The sequence below is a fragment of the Microbacterium sp. genome (assembly GCF_051953575.1).
Classification (GTDB): Bacteria; Actinomycetota; Actinomycetes; order Actinomycetales; family Microbacteriaceae; genus Microbacterium.
On record NZ_JBQCIP010000153.1, the window covers coordinates 1 to 23337 of the forward strand.

Below are 23337 nucleotides of genomic sequence, written 5' to 3' on the forward strand. Positions count from 1 at the left end.
ACGAAGTACTCCGTCTGGATCTCGTCGCCGAACGAGGGCTGCGCGTCCAGGCGGAAGTGCGGCAGGCGCAGAAGCCACGGTCCGGGGACGCCGCCGATCTCGGTGGCGTTGTCGCCGTCCTCGAACGGCGACACCTCGCCGAGGGTGCGGATGCCGTCCAGCAGCGTGTCGGCCACCAGCTGGTCGTCGGTCTCGAGGCGCGTCTTGACCCACACGAATCCGACCGACGGCGCCTCCCAGCGCGAGAACACCGACACGCTGTACCCCGCGGACGTGAGCTCGTCGTAGCGCGAGAGGGCGGCATCCCACGTCACGCCGGTGTATATGTCCTGCCGCAGCCGGAACGCGGGCACGATGTCGAGGGTCAGCGACACCACGATCCCGTAGGCGCCGAGGCCCACCGCGAGCGCGTGGAAGTCGGCCTCGCCGCGGCCCACCTCGTGCACCGCGGCGTCGGCGCCGACGTAGCGCAGGGACCGGACCGACGCCGAGAGGACCTGGTTGCCGTCGCCCGAGCCGTGGGTGCCGGTGGCCGTCGCGCCGCCGACGTTGATGTGCGGGAGCGACCCCATGTTGCGCAGCGCCCAGCCGCGGTCGTGCAGCCACACCGCGAGCACGCCGTAGCGGATGCCCGCGGGCACCGTCACGGTGCCGGCCGCCTCGTCCAGCGCGAACTCGGGCGCGAAGCCGGTCACATCGACGAGGGTCCCGGTCGTGTCGGGCAGATCCGTGAACGAGTGGCGGGTGCCGAGCGCACGCACGCGGCCCGGGGCCGCGAGCACGCGCCGGACGTCATCGACGGTGGATGCCGTCACGATCCGCGGCGCCGTGTACTCGTAGGTGCCCGCCCAGTTGCGCGACATCGCACTCCCCCTCAGATCCGGTCGACCTCTCCATCCTGCCCCGTCCGGCCGGAGTGCTCCGCTCTATGTCGGAACCCGCCCGTACCGTCGAACACGTCTTCGACAGCGCGCGCGTCATGTCGGAACCCGAGCGACAAGGTGGGCGAGAATGAGTATCGTGCCGGAACTGCTGGAGCGAGCCGCGGACGACTCGGCGGGTGCGCGAAAGGCGCGGGGTGCGTTCTTCACTCCCCCGGCGATCACGCGCTTCCTCGCGCAGTGGGCGATCCGGGAGGGGACGGATGCCGTCCTCGAGCCCTCCGCCGGCGACGCCGCGTTCCTCGTCGAGGCCGTGCGTCGCCTGCGCGACATGGGCGCCGCAGAGCCGCCCGCCGTGAGCGGCATCGAGATCCACCCGCACAGCGCCGAGGTCGGCCGCGAGCGCATCCAGCGCATCGGCGGTGCGCCCGCGCTGATCGTGGACGATTTCTTCAACGTCGAGCCGACCGCCCGCTTCGACGCGGTGATCGGCAATCCGCCCTACATCCGGTACCAGCAGTTCACGGGCGAGGCCCGTGCGCGCGCCCGCGAGGCGGCGTTCCGGGCCGGCGTCGCGCTGACCGGACTCGCCTCCAGCTGGGCGGCCTTCACCGTGCAGTCCGCCCTGCACCTGCGGCCCGGCGGACGCCTGGGACTGGTGCTGCCTGCGGAGCTGCTGAGCGTCAACTACGCGGCGCCCGTCCGCCGGTTCCTGTTCGAGCGGTTCGCCCGGCTCGAACTCGTCCTGTTCACCGAGCAGGTCTTCCCCGAGGCCGAGGCCGATGTCGTGCTGCTCATGGCGTCGGGCTTCGACGAAGGCGCCAGCCGTCACGCGACGGTCTACGAGACGACCAACGCCGCCGGGCTCACGTCGCTCCCCGAGGGACTGACGTTCACCCCGACCGACCCGTCCGACAAGTGGAACAGCGCGCTCGTCGATCCCGACGCGATCGAGCCGCTCCACTCGCTGCGCCAGGCGGGCGCCTTCGTCCCGCTCAAGGCCTGGGGCGAGACGACGCTCGGCATCGTCACCGGCAACAACGGCTACTTCACCCTGAGCCCCGAGCGAGCGGCGAAGCTCAAGCTCGACCCGTCGGAGCTGGTGCCGCTCTCGCCCCCGGGCAGCAGCCACCTTCGCGGGCTCGCGCTCACGCCCGTGCAGCTCGCCGAGCTCGGCGATGCGGGACGCGCGACGCTGATGTTCCGTCCGGCCGGCGACACCCTGTCGCCCGCGGCGAAGCGGTATGTGCGCTCCGGCGAGCGCGACCGGGTGCACGAGGCGTACAAGTGCCGCACCCGCAGCCCGTGGTACCGGGTGCCGCTCGTGCCGCCGGCCGATCTGCTGCTCACGTGCATGAATGCCGACACGCCGCGCCTCACGACGAACGAGGCCGGCGTCCACCACCTGAACTCGGTCCACGGTGTCTACCTGGATGCGGCGTTGCGCGAGCTCGGCCGCGACCTCCTTCCCCTCGCGAGCCTCAACTCGGTGACCGTGCTCAACGCCGAGATGGTGGGCCGCGCATACGGTGGCGGCATCCTCAAGATCGAGCCGCGCGAGGCGGACCGCTGGGCCGTCCCGTCGTCCGCCCTCATCACCGAGCGTGCCGCCGAGCTGCGCGCCGTGCGAGACCTCGTCGCGGCCGACCTCGCCGGGGGCCGATTGTGGGACGCCGTGCAGCGGGTCGACGCGGCGCTCTTCGCCGGTCGCGACCTGCCGAGCGACGCCGACCTTCACGCCGTCCGCGCGGCGCACACGCGGCTCATGGAGCGCCGCATCGCGCGGTCCCGCACCGCCCGCTGATACGACCGCGCGCGCCGTGCCGCACTCCGCCCGCCGAATCGAAGGACACCCACTCCGTGCCGATCAGGAAGCCGTCCGTCGCCGAGCAGGGCTGGGCGCTGTTCGACCGCATCGTCGAGCGGGCCACCGCCGCCGGCCACACCTCGCCGTGGACCGTCGAAGACGGCGTCGTCGCGTACCGGCCGGATTTCGAGACGCTGCGCCTGCTGCTGGGCGTTCCCCTGCATCTGGGCGCCAACTCGCAGTCGGGCGTGCCGGCCCTCGCCCTCGACGTGTGGATCGGGTACGAGCTTCGCCGCGCCGGGTTCGACCCCGACGCGGTGTGGCCACGCGAGTCCGACCCCCGCATCATGCCCGCGGCCCTCGCCGCGCTGCTCGAGGCGACACCGGCGCGCAACGGTGAACGGGCGGCGCTGGCTGAGCGCATCCGGATCAGCGGATCCAAGTCGGGACTCGTCGCGGGGAAGGCGAAGATCCTCGGCAAGAACTACCAGAAGCAGGTGGATGTCGTCCTGTCCGACTGGCGCACCGGGCCCGAGGTGCTGATCAGCACGAAGCGCATGGACTCGTCGTTCGGCAAGAACGCCGCGAACCGGGTCGAGGAGTCCTACGGTGACGCGAAGAACCTGCGGCTGCGGCATCCACTCGCCTCGCTGGGCTTCGTGTTCGGGCTGCGGACGACGATCTACGAGAAGGAGTCGGCGAAGGCCGCGTGGCTGATCGATCTGCTCGGAAAGCTCGGCCACGAGGATGACGCGTACGACGCGGTCGCCCTGGTGCTCATGGAGTACGCGCAGGATCCACCCGCCGACGGCGACGACCTGAACGAGCCCGAGAGCGGGCCCGAGCCAGAGCCGGAGGCGGCACCGGAGGGCACGGTCGACCCCGACCAGCTCTTCGCGCTCGATGACCCGGGTTCGGCCGACGCCGCCGCGGTGAGCCGGGCCGCGGAGGTCGCGGCACGAGCCGCTGCGCAAGCCGAGCTCGACGCCGCCATCGCGGTGCTGCCGCCGGTGTCGATCGTGCTCGACGACCGCGTGCCCGACGAGCTGCATCCGGCACGCTTCCTGCGCGCCATGGTCGAGCGGACGCTCGCGATCACGCCGGTCGACCACCACGCCGAGGCGCGGGTGCGCCGGGATGCGGCCGTCAGGGCGGCGCGTCGGGCGGCTGCGCCAGCCTGAGCCGGCAGGCCGGGTGCCCTCAGCCGGCCGCGGCAGCCAGCCGCTCCGATGCTGTCGCCATGTGGGTCGCCATCGCCGAGGCGGCGGCGTCGGGGTCTCCCGCTTCGACGGCGCGGAAGACGGCGCCGTGCTCGTCGATCGCGATGCGTGCCTCGGCCTCGTCGTGGACGGCACGGTCCGCGTACACCTGCAGCAGCGACCGCACCACGTGCAGCAGATCCACGAGCGTGTCGTTGCCCGCGGCGGCGGCGAGGGCGTTGTGGAAGTCGAGGTCGGCCCGGGCGAACGACGTGAGGTCGCCCACGCCGCTGCGCATGCGCTCCAATGACGACTGCAGCGCCTTGCGGTCCGACGTCGTTGCACGTCCCGCCGCCAGACGGGCGACGTAGATCTCCAGGCCCGAGCGCAGCTCCAGCAGCTCGGAGGTGTTCTTCTGGCCGATCAGAAGCCCCCAGCGGAGGGTCTGCGGCAGCAGCTCGCTCGCGGTTCCCCGCAGGTAGGTGCCCGACCCCGGCCGCACATCCACGATGCCGAGGATCTCAAGTGCGGCGAGGGCCTCCCGCACGGCCGACCGCCCGACACCGAGAGTGGCGGCGAGCTGACGCTCCGGGGGCAGTCGCGTCCCGACCTCCAGGTCGCCGCTGGTGAAGAGGTCCATCAGTCGCCGCGCGACCTCTGAGACGGGCGTACCGCTCGGCAGGGCCCCCAGGGCCGCCGTGATCTCGGCTGAACGGTCGTCAGGGTACGCGGGCATGCGAACAACCTATCCTGCGACATTTCCGGTCGAACAGATTTGGTCAACCGGTTCTTGCAATTGGTCAACCGGTTTGTCACACTGGGGCTACCCACCTCGATCACCGTCGATGAGCCAGGAGTCACTGTGGACCAGAACCAGACCACCCCCGCCGCGCCCGCCGTGGCACGGTCGACGATCCGCAAGGTGTCGATACGCCTTGTGCCGTTCGTGGCCCTGATGTTCTTCATCAACTACCTCGACCGCACCGCGATCGGGTTCGCCGCCCCCAACGGCATGAACGACGACCTCGCCCTGAGCGCCGCTCAGTTCGGCTTCGCGTCGGGGGTCTTCTTCATCGGCTACATCCTGCTCGAAGTCCCCTCGAACCTGGCGCTGCATAAGTTCGGGGCCCGCCGCTGGCTCTCGCGCATCATGGTCAGCTGGGGCATCGTCGCTCTCCTGTTCACATGGGTGCAGAACTTCGAGCAGCTGGTCGTGCTGCGGTTCCTGCTGGGCGTGGCCGAAGCCGGGTTCTTCCCCGGCGCGATCCTGTTCCTCAGCCTCTGGGTGCCGGCGCAGTACCGCGGCCGCATCCTGATGCTCTTCTACCTGGCTCAGCCGCTCACGACCGTCATCGGCGCCCCGCTGGCCGGCTGGCTCATCCAGCAGCACGGCGCGCTCGGGCTGGAGGGCTGGCGGTTCATGTTCCTCGGCGTCGCGATCCCGGCGATCGTCGTGGGCGTCATCGCCTGGTTCTACCTCAAGGACAAGCCGACCGACGCGAAGTGGCTGACCCCCGACGAGCAGGTCTGGCTGACCGATGCGCTCGATCGCGAGAAGGCCGCGACGCAGAAGCAGGAGCAGGGCCACGTCTCGGCGAAGTTCGCGTTCAAGAGCGGTCGCGTGTGGGTGCTCTCGTTCATCTACTTCGGCTTCATCTACGGGCTGTACGCGCTCGCATTCTTCCTGCCCACGATCATCGAGGGCTTCCAGACCCAGACCGGCCAGACCTTCGACACGTTGCAGAAGGGACTCATCACCGCGATCCCGTACCTTCCCGCGGCGGTCGTCATGTACTTCTGGTCGCGAAGCGCGTCCAAGCGCGGACTGAAGACGTGGCACATCGCCGGGCCCGCGATCGCCGGGGCCGTCAGCATCCCGCTCGCCCTCTTCGCCGGCTCGCCCGCCGCCACGATCGCGGTCATCACGGTCACGGCGTGTGCCATCTTCGCCGCGCTGCCGAACTTCTGGACGCTGCCCACGCGCTTCCTCACGGGTGCCGCTGCGGCCGCCGGCGTCGCGCTCATCAACACGATCGGCAACCTGGCCGGATTCTCCGCGCCGTTCATCACGGGCGCGGTGCACGACTGGACCGGAGGCTACGAGGTGCCGATGTTCATCGTCGGGTTCGTCATGCTCGTCTCGGCCGTGCTCATGGTGCTGCTGGCGCGCAGCAACCGCATCAACCCGGTGGTCGTGGACGAGGGCCACCCCGCGGATGCGGCGACCGTCCTCGCCGCACCGGCCGACGCGGGGATGGGCGACGCACGATGACGCGGCTGTGGAACGACCCCGCGGACTTCGCGGACGAGATGATCGACGGCTTCGTCGCGGCCAACGAGCGGTACGTGCGGCGGGTGCCGGGCGGCGTGGTCCGCTCGACGGCCTCGCCGGCGGGCCAGGTCGCGGTCGTCGTGGGCGGCGGGTCGGGCCACTACCCCGCGTTCGGCGGGCTCGTCGGCCCCGGTCTCGCGCACGGCGCGGCCATGGGCAATCTGTTCGCCTCGCCGTCGACGCAGCAGGTCGTCTCGGTGGCGAAGGCCGCCGACAACGGCGGCGGCGTGTTCTTCTCGTACGGCAACTACGCCGGTGACGTGCTCAACTTCGATTCCGCCCAGGAGCACCTGCGCGCCGAGGGCATCGCGTGCGAGACCGTCACCGTGACCGACGACGTCGTCAGCGCGACACGCGACGAGAGGCACAAGCGCCGTGGCATCGCCGGCGATCTGACGGTGTTCCGCATCGCCGCGGCGGCTGCCGAAGCCGGCGCGGACCTCGCCGAGGTGACCCGCCTGGCGCGCCTCGCGAACGAGCGCACGCGCTCGTTCGGCGTCGCCTTCACCGGCTGCACGCTGCCCGGCGCCGAGCAGCCGCTGTTCACCGTGCCCGAGGGCCGCATGGCGGTCGGGCTCGGCATCCACGGCGAGCCCGGTATCGATGAGACCGGGATCCCGACGGCCGACGGCCTGGCGGCGCTGCTCGTCGAGAGGCTGCTGGCCGAGGTGCCCGACGGGGTCGACGCGGTCCGGGGGGCCCGCGTCGTGCCGATCCTCAACGGCCTGGGCTCGCTCAAGTACGAGGAGATGTTCGTCGTCTACCGGCGCATCGCCCAGCTGCTCTCGCACGCAGGCATCGAGGTGATCGACCCGCACGTCGGCGAGTACTGCACGAGCTTCGACATGGCCGGCACGTCGCTCACCCTCTTCTGGCTCGACGAGTCCCTCGAGGCGCTGTGGCAGGCTCCCGTCGACACGCCCGCGTACCGGCGGGGCTCCGTGGCGCCCCGGGAGCGCGTGGGCCCCGCCGTCGCTGCGGCCGCCGGCGGCTCGGACGCGGTCGCGCCGACGGACGAGGCATCCCGAGCCGTCGCCGGGACGGTGCTCGCCGCGGTGCGGACGATCGCCGAGACCGTCGACGCCCACGTGGACGAGCTCGGCCGCATCGACGCCATCGCCGGCGACGGTGACCACGGCATCGGCATGCAGCGCGGCTCGCGCGCGGCCCTCGCCGCCGCGACAGCGGCGGTCGATGCCGGTGCGGGCGCCCGCACGACCCTCGAGCGCGCGGGCGACGCGTGGGCCGACAAGGCGGGTGGCACCTCCGGCGCACTGTGGGGCGTGATCCTCACCGCGATCGCGGCACGGCTCGGCGACGAAGGCACGCCCGAGGCCACCGCCGTCGCGGAGGGAGTGGCCGCCGGGTCGCAGGGCGTCATGGACTACGGCAAGGCCGCGGTCGGCGACAAGACCCTCGTCGACGCGCTCGTGCCGTTCGCGGCCACGCTGTCGCAAGGCATCGACGGCGGGGCCGGGCTCGTCGACGCCTGGCGCGCGGCCGCGGCCGTCGCGACCTCCGCCGCAGAGGCCACCGCCGAGCTGCTCCCCCGGATGGGCCGCGCCCGCACTCACGGGCAGAACAGCGTGGGGACGCCCGACCCGGGCGCGATCTCGCTCGCACTCATCGCCACCGCCGTCGGCGAGACGCTCGTCGGCCTGGCGGCCTCCAACGACGACAAGGAGAACGCATATGTCGACTGACAACGCGCAGCCGCTGCGCATCGTGATCGGCGCCGACGACGCCGGCTTCGACTACAAAGAGATCCTCAAGAAGGACCTGGAGCAGAACCCCGGGGTCGTGTCGGTGGTCGACGTGGGCGTGGACGCCGACGGCCACACCCCGTACCCGAAGGTCGCCATCGAGGCGGCGCAGCGCGTGGCCGCGGGCGACGCGGACCGTGCCCTGCTCGTCTGCGGCACGGGCCTCGGCGTCGCCATCGCGGCGAACAAGGTGCCCGGTATCCGCGCCGTGACCGCGCACGACTCGTTCTCGGTCGAACGCGGCGTCCTGTCCAACAACGCCCAGGTGCTCACAATGGGCCAGCGCGTCGTCGGCATCGAGCTCGCCCGCCGCCTCGTGCGCGAGTGGCTCACCTACCGCTTCGACACCACGTCGGCGTCGGCCGACAAGGTCGCCGTCATCGACGAGTTCGAGACCACGGGCAGCTGCTGATGACCGAGCACGAACTCCTCGCACACGCACCGGATGCACACGATTCCGCGGCAGATCCGCGCGGAACGCGCGACCGTGCGGAGTTCGTGCACCCCCAGGTCACGGTCGGGGTGAGCCTGAAGACCTACTTCGGGCACGAGCAGGCGCGCGCGTGGTTCGCCGAGGTCGTGCAGCGCGCGGCCGTGCATCCGGCCGTGATCTCGGGACACGTGCGGTTGTTCGTGATCCCGACCTACCCGCAGATTCCCGCCGCCCTCGACACGTTCTCGGCAACCCCGGTCCTCGTCGGTGCACAGGACGTGTCGGAGTACGAGCCGGGCGCCTACACCGGCGAGGTCACGGCCGCCGAACTCGCTGAGCTGGGCGTGGCGGTGGCCGAGATCGGGCACGCGGAACGCCGCCGGCTGTTCGGTGAGACCGACGAGGTCACCGCCCGCAAGGCGGCGACCGCCCTCGCCCACGGCATCACACCGGTGCTGTGCATCGGCGAGACCTCGCGAACCGACGCGGTGGATGCCGCCACCGCGACCGTCGCGCAGCTCGCGGCCGACCTGACCGGCGCCCCGTCCGGGCCCGTCATCGTCGCGTACGAGCCGGTGTGGGCCATCGGGGCGCCCGAGCCGGCACCGGTGGAGCACATCGCGACCGTCACCCGCGCTCTCCGCGACGCGGTGGAGGCCGACCCCGCTCGCACGGGCAGCGCCGTCATCTACGGCGGCTCGGCCGGACCCGGCCTGCTCACGCGCCTGGGCGATGACGTGGACGGCCTCTTCCTCGGCCGCTTCGCGCACGACCCGTCGGCGCTGGACGCGGTGCTGGACGAGGCGGCCGCACGGGCCGCCGCCCGTGGTGAGGTGTGCGCATGATCGGGCTGGGCACCTACGCCTTCTTCTGGCAGCACTCCGACCAGGTGCCGCAGCCGCTGTCGCTCGTGGGCGCGTTCGAAGCCACGAAGCGCCTCGGCGTCGACCTCTTCCAGATCTGCGACTACGCGCCGCTGGAGGCCATGGACGACCACGAGCTCGCCGACGCCGCCGCGGCCGCCCGCGACCTCGGGCTCACGATCGAGCTCGGCACGAAAGGCGTCGAACCCGACCGGCTCTCGCACTTCGCCGACCTCGCCGGGCGCTTCGACACGCGCCTCGTGCGCAGCATGCTGTTCTCGGCCGAGAACCGTCCGACGCCAACCCAGGCCGAGGAGTGGCTGCGCGCCGCACTGCCGGCGTACGAGGCATCCGGGATCTATCTCGCGCTCGAGACGTACGAGCAGATCGCGACGGCCGACCTGGTCGCGCTGATCGAGCGGATCGGCAGCCCGCGCCTGGGCGTGTGCCTCGACCCCGCCAACGTCGTCGCCCGCCTCGAACGGCCGCGCGACTGCGTCGAGCAGACCGCGCCGCTCGTGAAGAACGTGCACGTCAAGGACTTCGCCTTCGCCCGTCAGCCCGGCTGGGTCGGCTTCACGTACGGCGGCGCCGCCATGGGCGACGGGCTGCACGACTACCCGCACCTGCTGCAGACCGTCCGACCTCGCGAACGCGGCATCAATGAGGTCGTCGAGCACTGGTTGTCGTGGCAGGGCGACGCAGAGACCACCATCCGCACCGAGCGGGAATGGACCCGCACCACCATCGAGTACCTGAGGAGCCATTCATGAGCACCACCACCGACACCTTCAAGATCGCCGTCGTCGGCGCGGGCGGCAAGATGGGCATGCGCGTGTCGAACAACCTCGTGAAGACCGACCACCAGGTCGCGTACGTCGAGAACTCGCCCGCCGGCCGCGAGCGCACGGTCGAGGCGGGACGCGAGCTGACGGATGCCGCCATCGCCGTCGCAGACGCCGACATCGTCGTGCTGGCCGTGCCGGACCTGGCGCTCCAGTCGGTCACCGCCGAGCTCGTGCCGCAGCTGAAGCCCGGTGCGATCGTCCTGACGCTCGATCCGGCCGCCGCGTACGCCGGGCTGCTCACCACGCGCCAGGACGTCGTGCAGGCCGTCGCCCACCCGTGCCACCCGTCGATCTTCCTGCAGCGCCAGAGCCCCGAGGAGTGGGCCGACACCTTCGGAGGGATCGCCGCGCCGCAGGACGCCATCGCCGCCGTCGAGTCCGACGACCCCGCCAAGAAGGCGATCGTCGAGGCCACCGTGCGCGCGATCTACGCGCCCGTGATCGACGTGCACTGGGTGAGCGTCAAGCAACTCGCGCAGCTGGAGCCGACGCTCGTCGAGACCGTCGCCTGCATGATCGGCGCGCTCCTGAACGAGGCGCTGCACGAGACGGTGCACACCATGGGCGTCCCCGAGGCCGCGGCCCGCAGTATCCTCTACGGTCACACGCAGGTGGCCCTGGCCAACGGACTGCGCGGCGACAACCCGTTCTCGGACGCGTGTCTCATCGCGATGGACTACGGCCGCGAGAGCATCATCAAGGACGACTGGAAGAAGATCTTCCGCGATGACGAGCTCGACAGGAACCTCGCGCGTATGCTCCACCTCGACCACATCGAGCGCTGAGGAGCACCCGTGTCACGACTGCAGGGGAAGACCGCCCTCGTCACCGGATCGGGCACCGGCATCGGCCGCGCGGTCGCCGAGCGCTTCGCCCGTGAGGGCGCGCGCGTCGTCATCGCCGACCGCGACGCCGCGGCCGCGTCGGCCGCCGCCGACGCGATCGGCGAGGCGGCACGCGCCGCCGTCATGGACATCTCGGACGAGGCGTCCGTCGAGGACGCATTCGGTCTACTCGGCGCCGAGGGCTGGGCCCCCGACGTCGTCGTCGCGAACGCGGGCGTGCAGCTGTTCGGACAGGATGCCGCAGCCGCCGACCTGGATCTCGACGTGTGGAGGCGCACGATCGACATCAACCTGACCGGCACGTTCCTGACGGTCAAGCACGCCGTGCGCTCGATGCTGCAGCACGGCACCGGCGGATCGATCATCCTCACCGGCAGCCCGACCGGGGTCAACGGCGAGGGCAAGGACTTCACCGCGTACAGCGCCTCGAAGGCCGGCATCCACGGTCTCGCACGCACCGTCGCCTCGGCGTACGCCGATCGGGGCATACGCGTCAACACGGTGGTGCCGGCGTACACCGAGACCTCGCTCGTGACGACCATCACGAGCGACCCCGAGGCGCGCGCGGCCATCATCGGGCGCATCCCGATGGGACGCGCGGGCGCCCCTGCCGACGTCGAGGGCATCATGGTGTTCCTCGCGTCGGACGACGCCGCCTTCGCGACCGGAGCGCTGTTCGCCGTCGACGGTGGCATGACGATCTGACGGCGCTCGGGCATCGCGAAGACGCACGCACCGCCGGGTTCGGGGTGCATGCTGCCCGGGTGGGGCGCAGCGCGTGCGCCCCAACGGTCATCGCACGCCCCGAGCCCCGGAGGGCTCGGGCACGGACAAGGAGGATGGAGCGCATGACCGATGCGTGGCACGCGGATGAGGCACGGAGGTGGCGCAGCGGACGCTGGTCGCTGGAGGTGCGCGGCGACGAGTTCGCCGATCTCGCCTGCGACGGCCGCGTCGTGCTGCGCTCGGTGCGCGCCGTCGTGCGCGACCGCAACTGGGACACCGCGTCGCTCGTCGTCGACCGCGTCGACGCGTCGGACCTCGCGCTGACCCTGCACGTGCACTCCACCGGGCTCGACAGCGACCTGCGCGGGATCGTCCGCGCCGAGGCGCGCGGCGGGCGGCTGCGCGTGCTGACCGACCTCGAGTGCCTGACCCCGTTCCTGACCAACCGCACCGGCCTCGTTGTGCTGCACCCGCCCGCGCTCGCCGGGGCGCCGCTGCGCGTCACGCACCCGGACGGCGGGGTCGAGGCATCCCGGTACCCGTCTCGGATCAGCGCCCACCAGCCCGCGTTCGACATATCGGGCATCGCGTGGTCGCACGACGGCCTCGACATCACCGTCCGCTTCGACGGCGACGTGTTCGAGATGGAGGACCAGCGCAACTGGACGGATGCCTCGTACAAGACGTACAGCCGGCCGCTCGCGCTGCCCTTCCCGTACCCGCTCGCCGCCGGTGAACGAGTGGTTCAGGCGATCGACGTCGAGGTGGCGGGCACGCCCGTGGCCGTGGTTCCCGACGGGGCGACCCGGATCCGGCTGGCCGAAGGTCCGGCGCTTCCGCAGATCGCCGTGTCTGCGGCGACCGCGCCCGACCCGGCACCGGAGGCGCCGGTCACTGCTGCGGCGGTAATGGTGGAGCTCGACCTCGCCACACGCAACTGGCGTGCCGCGCTCACCCGGGCGGCGGCATCCGGGAGTCCCCTCGACGTGCGGTTCGTGCTCGCGGACGACGACCCGGCGCTCATCCACGAGGGAGCACGGACGCTGCGCGGACTGCCGGTCGTGCGCGCGACGGCGTTCTGGCCCACCGGGCCGGCACGTCACGTGTCCGACATCGAGGCGATCGCCCTGCTGCGCGAGGCGCTCCACGACGCCGGTGTCGAGACGGACGTCGTCGGAGGCGCCCGGTCCCACTTCACCGAGCTCAACCGCGAGCACCACCGCCTCCCGCGAGGACTCGACGGCATCGTGTTCAGCAGCACGCCCCTTTTCCACAGTCTGAGCACCGCACAGCTCGTGGAGTCGCTGCCGATCCAGCGCCTTGTGGCCGCCCAAGCCGTCGAGATCGCCGGCGGGCTGCCGGTGCACATCGGCCCGATCTCGCTGCGCCCGCACTTCAACGACGTCGCCACGACCGCGCCGCCCGTCCCGACGCACGACGATCTGCGCGACGGGTACGGCTCGGCGCTCACACCCGCCGCCGACCCGCGTCAGGGGTCGCCCGAGCTCGCCGCCTGGACCGTCGCGAGCGCCGCGGCCCTCGCCGTGCCGGGCGTCGCGACCCTCGCATACTTCGAGGAATGGGGCGGGCGCGGCCTCCGTGCCGCCGACGGAAGGCCCCTCCCCGTGCTCGATGCCGTGGCGGCCCTCGCCGCAATCGCGGGCGAGCCGGGTCTGCGCGGCGACTCCCCCGACGGACTCGTGTGGGCGATCGGCGCTCTGACCGCCGGCGACAGCACCGTGCTCGTCGCCAATCTCGACCGCGGCCCGCGCTCCGTCGAGGTCGAACTGCCCGACGGCGCCACGCGGTCGATCGAGGTCGATCCGGGCGCCTTCGTCCGGATCTGAGGGGCGTCGGCCGCGGCCCCGCCCGGCGTCGAGGTCGCGCCGGTCCAGGCGCTACCGTGGCTTCGTGCCACCTGGAGCAGAGCGGGACCGCGAGGGCGACGAGGCCCCGGCACCTGCCGCCGAGTTCGCCGAGCTCGGCGTGCTGCTCATCGACGCGGGGCTGTCGGTGACCGATGTGCGCACCTCGCTCGAGTCCGCCCACGCCGCGACCGGCACGGCCGAGGCGATGAGCTTCGCCGTGCTGCCGTCCGCGGTCTTCATCTCGCTCGACGACGAGGGCGGGCGCACCGTGATGGGCAACACCACGTCCGAGGCGCTGTCGATCCGGCAGGCGGCGCGCGCCATGCGCTTGCTGCACCGCGTCGTCGACGGCTCGGTGCCGCTGGCCGGGATCCACGGGCACGCGCGCGGCATCCGGGCGTTCCTGCCGCGGCACCGCGTGATCGCGTGGATCGGCGGCACCGCACTCGTCGCGTTCGGGCTCGCCGTGCTGTTCCGCTGTCCGTGGTGGGCCGTCGTCACATCGGCCGTCGCCGGTGTCGTGGTCGGTGCGATCACTGCGGTGCTGCGACGCTCGGGCGCTGCGTCCTCGATCATGCCCTTCGTCGCGGCGTTCGCCTCGACGCTCCTGGTCGGCGGTGTCGCCGCCTGGCTGGGAACCGGCGCCGTGCCGCTGTTCGCGGTGTGCGCGCCGATCGCGATCCTCGTCCCCGGCGCGCTCATCACCAATGCGTTGCTCGAACTCAGCGCGACCGACATCGTCACCGGATCGGCCCGCCTCGCCTACGGGCTCATCGTGCTGGGCTTCATGACGGTCGGCATCCTCGCCGGCGGCGCGGTCACCGGTCTCACCGTCGACCCAGACTCGGCCGCGCTCGTCGGCCAGGCGGTCACTCTGCAATCGCCGCCCGGCGGCTGGACCGCGCTGCCCCCGCCGTGGGTGTCGTGGGTCGGCGTGGTCGTCCTCGCGGCGGGCGTCGGCCTGGCGTTCGGCGCGGGTCGGCGCCTCATCGTGCTCAGCATCCTCGTCATGGTGTGCACCTACGCGGCCCTCGCCGGGCTCACGCCGTTCGTCGGCAGCGTGCTCGCCACCGGCATCACGGCGGCCGCTCTGTTCGTCGCCGCGCGCATGCTCGAGCACCTCAGCTTCGGCGTGCCCGCCGCGACGACGTTCCAGCCCGCCTTCCTGCTCTTGGTGCCGGGCACCGTCGGTCTCGTCGCCCTCGCGACGCTCGACCGCGGGTCGCTGGAATCGGCGCTCCTCGTCTTCGCGAGCCTCTGCATCGGCACCAAGGCGGGCTCGGTGGTCGTCGACACGCCGTGGTCCCGGGTGCTCGCACGACGGCATCCGCGCGTCCGGAAACGGGGCGGCGCACCGCTCGACGGCGGAACCGCCGCGCGGTGACCCCCGAGGGGCTCAGACCTCGCGCCACACGCGCACGTCCCACGCCCCGAGCACGATGTCGGCCCCGACGTCGTGGCGCGCGTCGTCGATGAGGGATGCCACGTCTCGGCCGACCTGCACCGTCCGGGCCTCGGGCGACCAGTTGTGGACGACCCAGACACGGCCCTGCGGCCCGCTCAGCGAGTGGGCGGTCACCGAACCCGGACGCGCGACGAGCGGTCCGCTGGCCGGACCTGCGACCGACGCGATGACCGAGGCGAGCGTCGTACGGTCGAGGATCGAGCCGATCACGGTGATCTCGCCGCCGCCGACCGCATGCTGTGTGACCGCGGCCCAGCGGCCGAACAGCTCATGCCGGTAGCCGAGCAGCGTCTCCGCGTCCGCGGCCTCGAGTCCGTCGATCCAGCCGTGGGCCGATCCGACGACCTCCCCCGACGGCGAGACGACCTCGACCGGCGCCGCGAGCGCCGCGAACTCGCGATAGCCGACGCCCGCCGCAGCGCCGACGACCGCCGGGGCGAGGGCCGCCCGCATCCGCCCCTCGTCGTCGCCGTAGCCGGTGCGCGGCCCCAGCACGAGCCGACCGCCCAGCCGCGCGTACTCGGCGAGCGTCTCGAGGGTGGGATCGGATGCCGCGACCAGCCCCGCCACGATCAGCACCGGGTACCGCCGCATGAGCTCGACCGCCTCGGGCAGCTGCCGCTCGTTCACGAACCCGACCTGCAGGCCCGCGTCGACGGCCGCGCGCCCGAATGCGCCGACGATGCGCGCGTACGAGCCGCGGTCGCCGTCCACGCCGCCGGGCGCGGCGAGGGGCGGCTCGAACGCCATAGCCCATTCGCTGTCGTGGGCGTACACGAGCCCCACCTCGGCGTCGGGCTCGGCATCCCGCAGCGCCTCGCCCACGGCCGCGAACTGACGGCCGATCGCGGCGATCTCGTCGTACACGCGCCCGGGTGCCAGGTCGTGGCCGAGGATGCCGCCCCAATGCACCTCATGACCGGAGTGGAGGGTGTGCCAGTGCCAGTACGACACGAGGCGCGCGCCGCGGGCGACGAGCAGCCAGGCCGCCTGCGCGAGCTGCCCGTCGTACGGCGGGCGGGTCAGCCACGCCGGCCCGATCGAGGCGGCGCCGGTCTCGGTGACGAGGAACGGCGCCTGCCGGGTCGCCCGCATGCGGTCGGCCATGAGCACGAACTGCGGCACGTCGTCGGCGTACCACTGGCCGCCGTCGCCGTCGCGCTCGAGATCCAGGGCGTCCTGCGCGAGGTAGTAGGCGTTGCCGCTCGCGATGTCGAGCCGTGCTCCCACCGCGACGTCGTCCATCGCCGGGCGCCCGTAGGCGATGCAGGTCGTGAGGAACGCGTCGGCGGCGACGAGCTCGTGCACGATCCCGGCCTGCCAGCCGATGAAGTCGGCGGTGAGCTCGGCCTGGAACCGCCGCCAGGCGAGATCGTACGCGGGGGTCGTGTTGCCCGCCGGCGCCCAAAGCTCATCCCACTCCGCGATCCGGTGCGACCAGTACACGAGGCCCCATTCGCGGTTGAGCGTCTCGACGTCGCCGTAGCGGTCGGCCACCCAGTCGCGGAACCGCCGCATCACGTGGTCGGTGTGGATGAGGTGCAGCCCGGCCTCGTTGTCGAGCTGCACCCCGATGACGGCGGGATGCCGCCCGTGGCGCCCGATCACGGCGCGGATGACCCGCTCGGCGTATCGCCGGAACAGATCCGACGTGTAGTCGACCTCCTGGCGGCCGCCCCATGGCACCGGCGAGCCGTCGCGGCGCACGACCGCGAGCTCGGGATGCCGTCGTGCCAGCCACGGCGGAACCGCATAGGTCGGAGTGCCCAGGATCACGCCGATGCCGCGCCGGTGCGCGGCGTCGAGGATCGGCGTCAGCCAGTCCAGGTCGAACTCACCGTCCCGCGGCTCCCACGTCGACCAGACCGACTCCCCGACGCGGATGACGGTGATGCCCGCCTCGGCCATGAGCCCGAGGTCGGTCTCGAGCCGGCCCGGATCGGGCAGGTACTCGTTGTAGTAGGCGGCACCGAGACGCGGGCCCCCGCGCCATGCCTTCAGCCGATCCATTGGCGCGCCCATTGCTCAGCCTTCGATTCGCGTCATGCGCAGCGCGACCGCGGCCCCTTCGGGGAGCGCGACGGGATCCGAGACGCGGTCGTACGCGTCGTTGCGCTGCACGTCCGTCAGCGTGAAGCGGCGGCCGACCGGCGTGACGGTCATGTTCCATGTGTCGATCACATCGACCTCGAACATGTCGCCCACCTCCACCCGCTCACCCGGCACGCCGATGGGCAGGCGGAACGCCCACGCTGCCGGCGCCGACCGCCCGAGGTACTGCACATACTGACGGCGAGGGACGCCGGCCATGTGGGCCGGGTCGTCCCACTTGTCGATGGGATCCAGGCCGACGACGTCGAGGTCATCGAGCACCTCGCGCAGGAACCCGAGGCGCGCCGGCGAGGCGCCGCGCAGCGGCCCGCCCTCGACCATGTGCAGGCTCCCCGACGCAGTCACGAAGCTCTCGCCGTGGGACGCGTAGCAGCCCGCCACAGTCGCCACCCAGAACTGGTGGACGAGCTGCTCGGCGTCGAGGTGCCCCCAGCGCTCGGGGATGTCGCCCTCGTACTTGATCTCGTCGAGCACGACCGGCTTTCCCCACACATCGCGGTACAGGTTGGCGCGGCCGAAGTCGGTGGTCGCGGAGCCGTTCTGGATCGACGCGTGGGTCACCCACCGCTGATTGTTGTCGTAGAGCTCGATCCAGTTGTGGATGGAGCGCAGGTGGTCGTACGGGTCGATCTCGGCCAACAGCGCGCCGATCCGGTCCCATCTGTCGTCGGGTCGCTCCAGCTGGTCGAACTCGTTGCACAGCGACCACCACACATGCGGGTGCGCGGCGAGGCGGGCGACGAGGTAGCGCAGGTAGGCGGCGTCCTCGTCCTCGGTGAGTCTGTCGAGCCCGAACTGCCCGCGGTCATAGGCGTTGTAGATGAGGACGTCTGCCTGGATACCGCGTTCGCCGAGCACCTCGACGGCGCGGTCGAGTCGCTGGAAGAACTCGGGCACGGGCTTCGCGACGTCCCAGCGGCCGTCCGTCTGCTCGAACGGCATGAGGGTCGGCACGTGCTCGACGTAGCCGCCGCCCTGCGGGAAGACCATGAATCGGAGCTTGTTGAAGCCGGCTTCGGCGATCGCGTCGACGGTCTGCGTGAACAGCGGCTCGTCCTGGTGGAGCCAGTTGTATGCGGTGGCGCCCACCGGCCGGAACGGTGTCCCGTCGGCGTGGGCGAAATGGAACCGGTGCGCCACCCGCACGGGCCCGCGCTCGGTGCCGTGGCCGACCGCGAATCCACCGGATCGCCCGGAGAGCGCGGTGTCGGCACTGTCGGTCCTCCACGTCCACTCCCCCTCGAGGTCGGGAGCGAACCGGGCACGATATGTCGTGCCGCCGTCCCAGAATCCCGGCACGACACGTTCGGTCCGGGATGCGGTATGCCGCAGCCGCACCGTCAGCGGCGTGCGGTCGGCGGGGATGACGGTCGCGCCGTCGAAGGTCAGCTCGATCGGGCGGTACAGCTCGGGGGAAGACACGGAGTTCTCCTTCGATGTCGTGTCGGTCGGGGTCGGTCAGCCGCGGCGCGAGGTCTCGCGCACGATCAATTCGGGTGCGAAGACGCGCCGGGCGGCGGTGAGCTCGGTCGCCGGCCGCGGCCAGTGCTCGATGGCTTCGAACAGCAGGTCGACGGCGGTCGCGCCGAAATCCTCGTGCCGGGCGCGCACACTCGTCAGCGGGATGAGCGAGGCCTCCGCGAACTCGTTGTCGTCGTAGCCGACGAGCGCGACCTCTTGCGGCACCGCGACGCCGCCCGCGACGAGCGCCTGCAGCAGGCCGAGCGCGAGCACGTCGTTGGCGGCGAACACGCCGTCCGGCCGCTCGGCGGCCGGACGGGCGGCCAGCGCGGCGCCGACGGCGCGGCCGGCGGCGATGGAGCGCTCGGCGACTTCGATCACCTCGAGGTCGTACGCACCCGACGTGGCCCGCAGGGCGGCCTGCGCACCGGCGAGCCGGTCGGCCACCTGCTGCACCGGCAGGGGGCCGCCGACGAATGCGGGGCGGCGGCTTCCCTGAGCCACCAGGTGCTCGACGGCCTGGCGCCCCCCTGAGACGTCGTCGATCGAGACCGAGGGCTGGCCGTCGTCGCACGCGCGACGCCCGACGAGCACGGACGGCGTGCCGCGCTCGCGCATGGCGGCCAGGCGATCCTCGACGGGCGCGAACGACGACACCAGCAGCCCGCGCACCTGTCGCTGCTCGAACGCTGCGAGGTAGGCGTCCTCGCGGTCGCGGTCGCCGTGCGAGTGAGCGAAGAACACCGTCATGCCGAGCCGCTCGGCGCGGTACTCGACCTCCTGCGCGATCTCGCTGAAGTGCGGATTGCTGACGTCGGGCGACAGATAGCCGATCAGGCTGCTGACGCCGAGCCGCAGCTGGCGGCCCGCGATGCTCGGCACGAAGCCGAGCTCCTCGATCGCCTGGGCGATGCGTGCCGCCCGCTCGGTCGACACCCGTTCGGGGTGGTTGATGTAGGCCGACACCGTCCCGATCGCGACGCCGGCGCGAGCGGCGACCTGGCGGATGCCGGGCCGTTGGCCCGGGCCGCTCTGCCGCGACACGTCAGCGCCAGTCGTGCTCGGCGACGAAGCCGAGTCGCTCGCGGATGCGGCGGGTCGACAGGAGCGACTCGAACTCGCCGAGGTCGTCGGCCACCGGCGTCCCGGGGAACCAGCGCTTCGCGAGCTCTCGCGACGGCGCGGCGCAGCCCGAGTCGGGCGCGGCGACGTTGTAGACCTCGAAGCCGGGGGCGGCATGCGCGAGGGCGAGCGAGACGGCCAAGGCCCCGTCGCGCGCGTCGACCCAGGAGCCCAGCAGGTCGCGGCGGTAGCCGGGGTCTGCGGCCCGGTCGAACGTGCCGTACTCGTCGGCGGCAACGACGTTCGTGAAGCGCAGCGCGGTGATCGAGGCCTCGGGCGCCCAGTGGACCAGCTGCCCCGCGATCGCCTCCTCTGCCACCTTGCCCAGCCCGTAGGTGTTGTTCGCGCACGTGTAACCCTCGTCGACCGGGAGCACCGGCGGGGCCTCGTCGAACGGGAAGCCCATCGTGGTGATGCTCGAGGCGAGCACCACCGTGCGGATGCCGGCGCGGTGCGCGGCGAACAGCGCGTTGAACGACACCGTCATGTTGTTGTGGAACGTGGCGGCGTCGGGCACCAGTCCGTTCACCGGGATCGCGGCGAGGTGGACGAGTGCATCGAGACCGTCGTGGCGGGCTGTGACCGACAGGAAGGCGTCGAGCGTCTGACCGAAGTCGGTGAGGTCGACGCGGGTGAACCCCGGTCCGGGGGTGCCGACGACGTCGAAGCCCGAGACCACGTGGCCCTCGGCACGCAACCGATCGACCGTCGCACGGCCGAGTTTGCCGCCGCTCCCCGTGACGCCGATCCGCATGCCGTACCTCCTCGCGGGCGCCGACGCACCCGCCACTTGAAACGTTTCGTTCAGGATGCCACACTCACTGTACACCGAAACGAAACGTTTCATCTTCTTCAGGAAGGACCTGGATGTCCGTCATCGTCGACGCGCCCCGCATCGAACACCACCGCGAGCCCCTCGGCATCGGCGAGCGCACGCCACGCCTGTCGTGGCGCATCTCCGACGCCCCCGCGGGCTGGCGGCAGACCGCCTACCGCGTCGAGCTCGAGCACCACGCCGAGACTGCGACCCATGAGGTCGATGGCCCCGACCAGGTGCTAGTGGAATGGCCCGGTGAGCCGCTGCGCTCGCGCCAACGCGTGAGCGTGCGCATCGCCGTCCGCGGCACCGACGGCGCGTGGTCGGCGCCGTCCCCCGCCACGACCCTCGAGGCCGGACTGCTCGAGCCCACGGACTGGATCGCCCGCCCGGTGGGAGCGCTCCGCAACGAGAACCCTCACTCCGACGAGCGGCGCCCGTCGCTCGTGCGGCGCGGCTTCGACGTGCGCGACGGGCTCGTCCGCGCCCGGCTCTATGCGACCGCCCACGGCGTCTACGAGGCGGAGCTGAACGGCGAGCGCGTCGGCGACGACACCCTCTCGCCCGGCTGGACCGTGTACGGGCAGCGGCTGCGGTACTACACCTACGACGTCACAGACCTCGTGCAGCCCGGCGCGAACGCGCTCGGCGCGTGGCTCGGCGACGGCTGGTACCGCGGACGCCTCGGCTGGCGCGGCGGGTTCCGCAACGTGTACGGCTACGACCAGTCCTTCCTCGGCCAGCTCGAGCTGACCTACGCCGACGGCACGCGCGAGGTCGTGGCGACCGACCTGTCGTGGCGCTCGGCACCGAGCCCGATCCTGCACAGCGGCCTGTACGACGGCGAGGACTACGACGCCCGCGAAGAGCAGGCCGGCTGGTCCACCGCGACGTTCGACGATTCGGAGTGGGAGGACGTGTCGGAGCGCCACCGCGACCCCGCGACGCTCGTCGCCCCGACGGCTCCCCCGGTGCGCGCGACGCAGGAGGTGCGACCGGTCGAAGTGCTCACCGGTCCGAGCGGCAGGCGCATCCTGGACTTCGGGCAGAACCTCGTGGGGCGCGTGCGGATCCGCGTCAGCGGGCCGGCCGGCGCGACGGTCACCCTCCGCACCGCCGAGGTCATGCAGGAGGGCGAGATCTACACGCGCCCACTGCGCGGCGCGCGCTCCACCGACAACTACACGCTCGCCGGCCGCGAGAGCGAGGAGTGGGAGCCGCGGTTCACCTTCCACGGCTTCCGGTACGTCGAGGTCACGGGCTGGCCGGGCGACCTCGACGCCGATGTCGCGGCCGGCGCCTTGGTCGCGCGGGTCTATCACACCGATCTCGAGCGCACCGGATGGTTCGAGTCGTCCGACCCGGCCCTCAATCGCCTGCACGAGAACGTGGTGTGGGGCATGCGCGGCAACTTCGTCGACATCCCGACCGACTGCCCGCAGCGCGACGAGCGCATCGGTTGGACCGGTGACATCCAGGTGTTCGGGCCGACCGCCTCGACGCTGTTCGACGTGTCGGGAATGCTGTCGGGCTGGCTGCGGGACGTCGCGCTCGAGCAGCTCCCCGACGGCACGGTGCCGTGGTACGTGCCGGTCATCCCCGCCGTCGACAAGTGGACGCCGCTGCGGCCCGGCGCCGCGTGGGGTGACGTCGCGACGCTGCTGCCCTGGACGCTGTACGAGCGCTTCGGCGACACCGGCGTGCTGCGCGCGCAGTTCGACAGCGGACGCCGCTGGGTCGACCTGCTCGAGCGCCGCTCAGGACCGTCGCGTCTGTGGAACACGGGGTTCCAGCTCGGCGACTGGCTCGACCCGGCCGCGCCGCCGAACGACCCCGCCGACGCCCTGACCGACCGCTACCTCGTCGCCACGGCGTACTTCGCGAAGTCGGCGCGGACGGTCGCGCGCATGGCCGAGGTGCTCGGCCTCGCCGACGAGCAGGCTCACTACGACAGCCTGGCCGACGAGGTCGCGGCCGCGTTCGTCGCCGAGTACGTCCACCCCGACGGGACGATGACCAGCGACGCGCAGACCGCCTATGCGCTGGGGCTGCAGTTCGACCTCATCACCGACCCCTCGATGAGGGAGGCCGCAGCCGCCCGCCTCTCGCAGCTCGTGCACGATGCGGGCAACCGGATCGCCACCGGCTTCGTGGGCACCCCTCTGGTCTCGGACGCACTGAGCGCGGGGGGGCACGTCGACACCGCGTACGACCTGATCCTCGAGCGCGAGTGCCCCTCGTGGCTCTACCAGGTGGAGCAGGGCGCGACGACCGTCTGGGAGCGCTGGGACTCTCTCCTCTCTGACGGCACCGTCAACCCGGGCCAGATGACGTCGTTCAATCACTACGCGCTCGGCGCTGTAGCCGACTGGATGCACCGGGTCATCGCGGGGCTCGCACCCGCGGCGCCCGGCTACCGTCGCATCCGGTTCGCACCGCGGCCCGGCGGCGGCCTGACGTCCGCGTCGGCCCGGCAGCTCACCGCGTACGGCGAGGCGGCGATCTCGTGGCGCATCGACGGCGGACGACTGCACGTCGAGGCGACCGTCCCCGTCGGCGCCGAGGCCGTGCTCGACCTGCCGGGCGCCGACGAAGAGACCTTGGGCGCCGGCATCCACTCGCGCGAGATCGCGATCGGCTGAGCCGCGGGATTTCGGATGCCGCACCGGGCGGCATCCGAAATCCCCGGTCGGTCTGCGAATCCCGGTTCCGCGGGCACTGGCGCCGCGCGCGGAGAGTGAATATCCTTTCGTTAGCGAATCCGAATACACACTGGATCGCCGCGATCGGAGACA

18 protein-coding genes are annotated in these 23337 nt (G+C 72.0%); 12 read left to right on the plus strand and 6 right to left on the minus strand.

What is annotated here, in order from left to right; genetic code table 11:
• On the minus strand, positions 1 to 863 hold an 863-nt coding region (locus tag ACTHNQ_RS09480; RefSeq protein ID WP_440333131.1), incomplete at its 3' end, for an FAD-binding protein.
• 148 nt (positions 864 to 1011) lie between these two features.
• Here ACTHNQ_RS09480 and ACTHNQ_RS09485 point away from each other — a divergent pair.
• Entirely contained in the window at positions 1012 to 2685 is a 1674-nt protein-coding gene (locus ACTHNQ_RS09485; RefSeq protein WP_440333133.1) for an N-6 DNA methylase, read from the plus strand.
• Between the two features lie 56 nt (positions 2686 to 2741).
• The gene (locus tag ACTHNQ_RS09490) at positions 2742 to 3869 is read left to right on the plus strand and encodes a hypothetical protein (protein WP_440333135.1); all 1128 of its coding nucleotides are present in this window, start codon (positions 2742 to 2744) and stop codon (positions 3867 to 3869) included.
• Between the two features lie 19 nt (positions 3870 to 3888).
• Here the strand turns inward: ACTHNQ_RS09490 and ACTHNQ_RS09495 are convergent, their stop codons facing one another.
• On the minus strand, positions 3889 to 4623 hold the full coding sequence (locus ACTHNQ_RS09495; protein ID WP_440333137.1) for a FadR/GntR family transcriptional regulator: 735 nt from the start codon (positions 4621 to 4623) through the stop codon (positions 3889 to 3891).
• Between the two features lie 126 nt (positions 4624 to 4749).
• Between ACTHNQ_RS09495 and ACTHNQ_RS09500 the strand changes: the two genes are divergently transcribed.
• From ACTHNQ_RS09500 to ACTHNQ_RS09540, 9 genes are all read left to right on the plus strand, one after another.
• On the plus strand, positions 4750 to 6159 hold the full coding sequence (locus tag ACTHNQ_RS09500) for an MFS transporter (protein WP_440333139.1): 1410 nt from the start codon (positions 4750 to 4752) through the stop codon (positions 6157 to 6159).
• Positions 6156 to 7922 (plus strand): dihydroxyacetone kinase family protein, encoded by a 1767-nt coding sequence (locus tag ACTHNQ_RS09505; protein WP_440333141.1) that lies wholly within the window; start codon positions 6156 to 6158, stop codon positions 7920 to 7922. The genes ACTHNQ_RS09500 and ACTHNQ_RS09505 overlap by 4 nt, the downstream gene beginning before the upstream one ends.
• On the plus strand, positions 7912 to 8394 hold the full coding sequence (locus ACTHNQ_RS09510; RefSeq protein WP_440333143.1) for a ribose-5-phosphate isomerase: 483 nt from the start codon (positions 7912 to 7914) through the stop codon (positions 8392 to 8394). Before ACTHNQ_RS09505 ends, ACTHNQ_RS09510 begins: the two co-directional genes overlap by 11 nt.
• Entirely contained in the window at positions 8394 to 9260 is an 867-nt protein-coding gene (locus ACTHNQ_RS09515) for a triose-phosphate isomerase family protein (protein ID WP_440333145.1), read from the plus strand. The genes ACTHNQ_RS09510 and ACTHNQ_RS09515 overlap by 1 nt, the downstream gene beginning before the upstream one ends.
• On the plus strand, positions 9257 to 10051 hold the full coding sequence (locus ACTHNQ_RS09520) for a sugar phosphate isomerase/epimerase family protein (RefSeq protein ID WP_440333146.1): 795 nt from the start codon (positions 9257 to 9259) through the stop codon (positions 10049 to 10051). Before ACTHNQ_RS09515 ends, ACTHNQ_RS09520 begins: the two co-directional genes overlap by 4 nt.
• On the plus strand, positions 10048 to 10911 hold the full coding sequence (locus ACTHNQ_RS09525; RefSeq protein ID WP_440333147.1) for a phosphogluconate dehydrogenase C-terminal domain-containing protein: 864 nt from the start codon (positions 10048 to 10050) through the stop codon (positions 10909 to 10911). Before ACTHNQ_RS09520 ends, ACTHNQ_RS09525 begins: the two co-directional genes overlap by 4 nt.
• Before the next feature lie 9 nt (positions 10912 to 10920).
• Positions 10921 to 11676 (plus strand): SDR family NAD(P)-dependent oxidoreductase, encoded by a 756-nt coding sequence (locus tag ACTHNQ_RS09530; RefSeq protein ID WP_440333148.1) that lies wholly within the window; start codon positions 10921 to 10923, stop codon positions 11674 to 11676.
• A gap of 143 nt (positions 11677 to 11819) precedes the next feature.
• Positions 11820 to 13544, plus strand: a complete 1725-nt coding sequence (locus ACTHNQ_RS09535) for a hypothetical protein (RefSeq protein WP_440333149.1) — start codon at positions 11820 to 11822, stop codon at positions 13542 to 13544.
• 64 nt (positions 13545 to 13608) lie between these two features.
• The gene (locus ACTHNQ_RS09540) at positions 13609 to 14949 is read left to right on the plus strand and encodes a threonine/serine exporter family protein (protein ID WP_440333150.1); all 1341 of its coding nucleotides are present in this window, start codon (positions 13609 to 13611) and stop codon (positions 14947 to 14949) included.
• 12 nt (positions 14950 to 14961) lie between these two features.
• Here the strand turns inward: ACTHNQ_RS09540 and ACTHNQ_RS09545 are convergent, their stop codons facing one another.
• The 4 genes from ACTHNQ_RS09545 to ACTHNQ_RS09560 are packed head-to-tail and all read right to left on the minus strand — an operon-like array spanning position 14962 to position 20479.
• Positions 14962 to 17040 carry a beta-galactosidase gene (locus ACTHNQ_RS09545; RefSeq protein ID WP_440333151.1) on the minus strand — a complete coding sequence of 693 codons (2079 nt, stop codon included), beginning with the start codon at positions 17038 to 17040 and terminating at the stop codon, positions 14962 to 14964.
• Between the two features lie 15 nt (positions 17041 to 17055).
• Complete coding sequence (locus tag ACTHNQ_RS09550; protein ID WP_440333152.1) at positions 17056 to 18564, minus strand: apiosidase-like domain-containing protein; 1509 nt, start codon at positions 18562 to 18564, stop codon at positions 17056 to 17058.
• Between the two features lie 36 nt (positions 18565 to 18600).
• Complete coding sequence (locus ACTHNQ_RS09555) at positions 18601 to 19647, minus strand: LacI family DNA-binding transcriptional regulator (RefSeq protein ID WP_440333153.1); 1047 nt, start codon at positions 19645 to 19647, stop codon at positions 18601 to 18603.
• A gap of 1 nt (position 19648) precedes the next feature.
• Positions 19649 to 20479: an NAD-dependent epimerase/dehydratase family protein gene (locus ACTHNQ_RS09560; protein ID WP_440333154.1), complete on the minus strand. Its 831-nt coding sequence runs from the start codon at positions 20477 to 20479 to the stop codon at positions 19649 to 19651.
• 113 nt (positions 20480 to 20592) lie between these two features.
• Between ACTHNQ_RS09560 and ACTHNQ_RS09565 the strand changes: the two genes are divergently transcribed.
• On the plus strand, positions 20593 to 23184 hold the full coding sequence (locus ACTHNQ_RS09565) for a family 78 glycoside hydrolase catalytic domain (protein ID WP_440333155.1): 2592 nt from the start codon (positions 20593 to 20595) through the stop codon (positions 23182 to 23184).
• Positions 23185 to 23337: the final 153 nt, after the last annotated feature.